Source organism: Microbacterium sp. UBA837 (genome assembly GCF_002296025.1).
Taxonomy (GTDB): domain Bacteria; phylum Actinomycetota; class Actinomycetes; order Actinomycetales; family Microbacteriaceae; genus Microbacterium.
The window spans coordinates 1-4,931 of the sequence record NZ_DBHD01000045.1 but is presented as its reverse complement, the minus strand read 5'-3'; the positions used below and the strand labels follow the sequence as shown (position 1 = coordinate 4,931).

General features: G+C 70.0%; 4 protein-coding genes and 1 pseudogene. 4 read left to right on the top strand and 1 reads right to left on the bottom strand.

Going from position 1 to position 4,931, the window contains the following annotated elements; all coding sequences use genetic code 11:
* A pseudogene (locus B3587_RS03310) lies at nucleotides 1-1,551 on the top strand (glycosyl transferase); the annotation flags it as partial.
* Nucleotides 1,548-2,921 (top strand): DUF5719 family protein, encoded by a 1,374-nt coding sequence (locus B3587_RS03305; protein ID WP_228177572.1) that lies wholly within the window; start codon nucleotides 1,548-1,550, stop codon nucleotides 2,919-2,921. The pseudogene B3587_RS03310 and the gene B3587_RS03305, both read left to right, overlap by 4 nt.
* A gap of 7 nt (nucleotides 2,922-2,928) precedes the next feature.
* Here the strand turns inward: B3587_RS03305 and B3587_RS03300 are convergent, their stop codons facing one another.
* A complete protein-coding gene (locus B3587_RS03300; RefSeq protein ID WP_228177573.1) occupies nucleotides 2,929-3,369 on the bottom strand; it encodes a metallopeptidase family protein in 441 nt (146 codons plus the stop codon).
* Between the two features lie 117 nt (nucleotides 3,370-3,486).
* Here B3587_RS03300 and B3587_RS03295 point away from each other — a divergent pair, with 117 nt between their 5' ends.
* Both B3587_RS03295 and B3587_RS03290 read left to right on the top strand, forming a co-directional pair.
* Nucleotides 3,487-3,693: a DUF3499 family protein gene (locus B3587_RS03295; protein WP_195693236.1), complete on the top strand. Its 207-nt coding sequence runs from the start codon at nucleotides 3,487-3,489 to the stop codon at nucleotides 3,691-3,693.
* Nucleotides 3,694-3,738: 45 nt separating this feature from the next.
* Nucleotides 3,739-4,931, top strand: a 1,193-nt coding sequence (locus B3587_RS03290) for an adenosylhomocysteinase (protein WP_292726533.1), incomplete at its 3' end; no start/stop codon positions are given.

The following is a 4,931-nucleotide window of genomic DNA, read 5'->3' as shown; positions in this document are numbered from 1 at the left end:
CTGCGCATCACTGCCGGTGTGGGCTGGGCGCTGGCGCCGACGTTCCTGGTCGCCCTCACTCAGGGCGTCCCGACTGGTGTGATCGTGCACCTTCTGCTGCCGTGGCTGGTTTTCGCTGGTGCCGTCGCGCACCGCTCGTGGGTTCCGGCAGCAGCAGCGTCCCTGCTGGCGGCCGCGGTCATTGCTGCGGCACCCTCGCTTGCTCCCGCGCTGGCCGTGGTCCTGATCGCCGGGCTCATCGCGGCGGCCGTGCGCCGTTCCGGGGCGAGCATCGCACGGATGCTGTGGATTCCCGTTCCCACAATCGTGCTGTTCGGCCCCGTGGCATGGACGCAGGTGCATGCGGGAACGCCGTGGGGTCTGCTCGCCGACCCAGGCGCTCCGATCCGCTCACTGGCCGAGGCGACCAGCGCAGGCACTCGTCTGTGGGTGTCTCTCGGGTTTCCCGCATCAAGCGGTGCGGGGTGGGCAGAGCTCTTCTCCACCGTGCCGCTGTGGGTGCCGGCGGTCCTGCTGGTGCCGATCGCGCTGCTTGCGGCATCCGCTGCTGCGACGCCACGATGGCCGGTCGGTCTCGCTCATCTCGCCCTGATCGTGCTCGGCGTCGCAACAGCCGTCGCTGCAACCCACATCGCGGTGCGCTTCGACGGCGCGAACGCTCTCGGACTGTGGCCGGGCGCGGGGCTCAGCCTTGCCTGGTGGGGCATCGTGGGCGGCGCAACCCTGACCCTCGATCAACTCGGTCGGGCCGAGATGGCTCGGTTCCGCCGGCGAGCCGGAGCCGTCTCGGCATCCGCTGCGGTGGTCTGCATCGTGGCTCTGGTGATCCTGGCAGCTCCGGCGCTGACCGCGTCGGCGCGGGGCGCCACGGCACTCACGAATGGTCCGACCAGCACGCTACCGGCGTATGTCGAAGCCGACAGCGGTGGCGACACCGCGACGGGGACGATCGTGCTGACGGCTGAAGCCGACGGCAGCCTCGCCGCACGCGTGGTCTGGGGCGGCAGCGAGACCATCGGGGCACATAGCACCGTGCTCGAGACCCGGACTGCCGTGGATGACGCGTCAGCTCAGCTCGCTGCGACTGCCGCCGCCCTCGTGAGCTCGACCTCGCCAGACGCCGTTGCTGCGCTGGGCGACCAGGGGATCGCCTTCGTGCTGCTCGCTCCTGGCGCCGACGCGCCGGCAGCCGACGTGCTCCGGCGCGAGTCCGCCACCGCACTCGATCAGCGCGATGATCTCGATCCCGTCGGGGCCACCGAACGGGGCGATCTGTGGCGTGTCACCTCCGACATCGGCGCCCGGCCAAGCGCCGCGAGCCCGGCGGGGGGGATCGCACTCGAGATCCTCCAGATCGCCGTCATCGTGATCGCCCTGCTGCTCGCGGCACCGACGGGGAGGAGCCGCGCCCGCGCCCGGCAACATCCGCGCATCGTGGGCCTGACTGCCGCCGAGCGAGCAGCGGATGCCGGAAAGGCCCGACGCCTCGAAGATGGCGCGCAGGAGGCCCAGGCCCTGCCGAGCGAGCCGACGGGTGAGGAGGCAACATGACAGTCACGGCCTCACGCTGGCTCCGACCCGTCTTCGGTGTTCTCGCGGGAGCTGGCGCCATTGCCGCGGTTGCGCTGGTGCCGCAGATCGAGGTCCCCACGATCGCGCCGGAACCGGCGTCAGTGGCTGTCTCGCCACCGTCGGCCGGGCAGACCCTCGTGTGCGCCGGCGACCTCCTCGCGTCAGCGCGAGACTCCGAAGCCGCTGGCTCGATCAGTGTTGCAGCGCCCCAAGCGGTCACGACGGCGGGCGAGAACGCCCTTGATCGCAGCGAGTTGGTCTCGGATGCCACGGGCACCTCACCCCTCGTGCTTCGATCAGCACCGGGCTCGGAGCCCTTCGCCGCCGCCGGATCCGCGACAGTCGCCGACCCCGACCTCGCGGGATACAGCGCGGCGTCGTGCCGCCTGCCGCTGCTGGACTCGTGGCTCGTGGCCGGAGCCGGCACGACAGGCGCCGCCGACCTTATCGTGCTCTCGAACCCGGGCGAGGTTGCTGCGACTGTCACCCTCACTGTCTATGGAGCGGGCGGAGCCGAGGTCCCGCCCGGTGGCGGAGACATCGTCGTGCGACCCGGCGCGCAACGCATCATCCCGCTCGCAGGCCTCGCCCTCGGTGAAGAGAGCCCCGTCGTGCACGTGCAAGCCACCGGCGCGCCGGTCGCGGCGTCCCTGCAGTCGAGTATCACGCGGGTCCTCGAGCCGGGCGGGGTCGATCAAGCCGGAGCGCTCGGCGAGCTCGCAACGCGCCAAACTGTCGTCGGGGTCACGGTCACCGAGGGAGCTCTCGGCACCGGCACGGGGCTTGCCGGGACCATCGTGCGGGTCCTTTCGCCCGATGCCGACACCGAGGCGACGATCTCGGTGCGAGCTGTCGGTGCTGCAGTCCCTGCCATCGATCCGGTGAACGTCCAGCTGCGCGCTGGCATCCCGGCCGCCGTCGAGATGCCCAGCCTGCCGGTGGGGTCGTACACGGTGGATGTGGTTGCCTCGACGCCGGTCGCGGCAGCGGTGTGGCAGACGACCGGCTTCGGTGCGGCATCTGACTTCGCGTGGTACCAGCCGTCCCCGGATATCGAGTCAGCCGCCGTGATCGCCGTACCGAGCGGGCCCGGGCCGGTCCTGACCATCGCCAACCTCGGCGCCGCGGATGTGGCTGTCGAGCTTGCGGAACCCGGGTCTGACCCCGTCCCGGTGACCGTGCCCGCGGGAGCGAGCGTCCAGGTGCCGCTGCGGGCCGCGGCATCCTACGAGCTCACCAGCGGGGGACCCGTGCGCGCGAGCGTCGGCTACGTCGGTGCCGGTGCTCTCGGCGCCTTCCCGGTGTTCCCCTCCACCGTGGGCCAGGAACCGATCGTCGTCTACCCCTGAGCAATCCTCAGAAGTAGCGGAAGCGGTCGGGGCCGAGATCCCACGGATCCTTGCCGAGGTACTGCGCCGCAGCTCGGAACACTGCCCCCTCGATCATCATCCGGCGATGCAGATCATCGTTGCGGTGCAGGTGCGACAGGCGCTCCAGCGGCACCCGGTACAGGATGATGCGCTTTTGGTCGGTCAGTACCGCCCACCGGGGGATGCCGTCGGCATCCGTTGCGGGGGGCATGTCGCCGATTTCGAAGCTGACGTCGCGAAGCTCCTCCCACGCCGAGCGAAGGAACTCCGCCGCGGTGCCGACGGTGAGATCGAACCGGTCGATGCGGGTATCCAGGGGTGGGAGCGGCGGACGAACGACGGGGCTCCGTCCTACGCGCCCGTGGCGCCCATGACGCGCCGGGCGCCGGGATCTCGCCGGGGCTGAGCGGGAGCGTCGCCAGGCCATGCGCCCATCCTAGATCGCCCCCGCGATGCATCGACGCTGCGCCCGATCGTCACCAGGCTGTCATCTGTCCCGCGTGGCGGGGGTCGTCAGCACTGGCTCGCGGGTACCGTGACGGTGATGCGTGAACGGTTGTGCTCCAAGATCGCGTGCGCACGGGAGGCCGTCGCCACGCTCACCTACGATTACGGCGACCAGATGGCGGTTCTCGGCCCGCTGGGTCCGGAGGCCGTGATCCACGCGCACGATCTGTGCAGCATCCACACCGAGCGGCTTGCCATGCCGCGCGGCTGGGTCGTCGTGCGCCACGAGACCCTGCGAGCCTGACGGCGGCGAAGTCTCGACCGTCCGCGTCGTGGGAGAATGGCGGGCATGTCGACCCCCACGATCGCCGCGCTCGATTACGCCGTCGCCGACCTCGCCCTCGCAGACGCCGGCCGTCACCAGATCCGCCTCGCCGAGAACGAGATGCCGGGCCTGATGGCTCTGCGCGAGGAGTTCGGTCCCCGGCAGCCGCTGCGCGGTGCGCGGATCGCCGGCTCTCTGCATATGACGGTGCAGACCGCGGTTCTGATCGAGACTCTCGTTGCTCTCGGCGCTCAAGTGCGGTGGGCCAGCTGCAACATCTTCTCCACCCAGAACGAAGCCGCGGCTGCCGTCGTGGTCGGCCCGACCGGAACCGTCGACGCGCCGCAGGGTGTTCCGGTGTTCGCGTGGAAGGGTGAGACGCTCGCCGAGTACTGGGACTGCACCGACCGCATCTTCGACTGGTCGGCCGAGGGCTTCGACGGCCCGAACCTCATCCTCGACGACGGCGGCGACGCCACCCTCCTCGTCCACAAGGGCGTCGCGTTCGAGAAGGCGGGGGCCGTGCCGGATGCCGCTCCGGGCGACTCCGCGGAGTATCGGGTGGTCCTCGACGTGCTGCGGCGCTCCCTTGCGCGGGACCCCGAGCGCTTCACGCGGATGAGCCAAGAGCTCGTCGGCGTGACCGAAGAGACCACAACAGGCGTCCACCGGCTCTACGAGCTGGCACGCGACGGCGAGTTGCTCTTCCCCGCGATCAACGTGAACGACTCGGTCACCAAGTCCAAGTTCGACAACAAGTACGGCATCCGCCACTCCCTGCCCGATGGTCTCAACCGCGCAACCGATGCGCTCATCGGAGGGAAGGTCGCGTTCGTCGCCGGGTACGGGGATGTCGGCAAGGGAGCCGCTGAGGCCCTGCGCGGCCAGGGCGCTCGCGTCATCGTGAGCGAGATCGACCCGATCTGCGCGCTCCAGGCCGCCATGGACGGGTTCCAGGTCGCCCGGCTCGAGGATGTCATCGGTCAGGTCGACATCCTCATCACGGGAACGGGTAACCGCAACGTCGTCACCGTGGACCACCTGCTCGCAATGAAGCACCTCGCGATCGTCGCCAACGTCGGACACTTCGACAACGAGATCGACATGGCGGGGTTGGAAAGCCTCGCTGGTACCGAACGCGTCGAGATCAAGCCCCAGGTTCACGAGTGGAGACTTCCCACCGGCCGAAGCGTCCTGGTGCTCAGCGAAGGACGCCT

Bases quoted from the DNA above. Each gene is read 5' to 3' on its own strand.
- B3587_RS03305 (WP_228177572.1), top strand. From the start codon at position 1,548: ATGACAGTCACGGCCTCACGCTGGCTCCGACCCGTCTTCGGTGTTCTC.
- B3587_RS03300 (WP_228177573.1), bottom strand. From the start codon at position 3,369: ATGGCCTGGCGACGCTCCCGCTCAGCCCCGGCGAGATCCCGGCGCCCG.
- B3587_RS03295 (WP_195693236.1), top strand. From the start codon at position 3,487: ATGCGTGAACGGTTGTGCTCCAAGATCGCGTGCGCACGGGAGGCCGTC.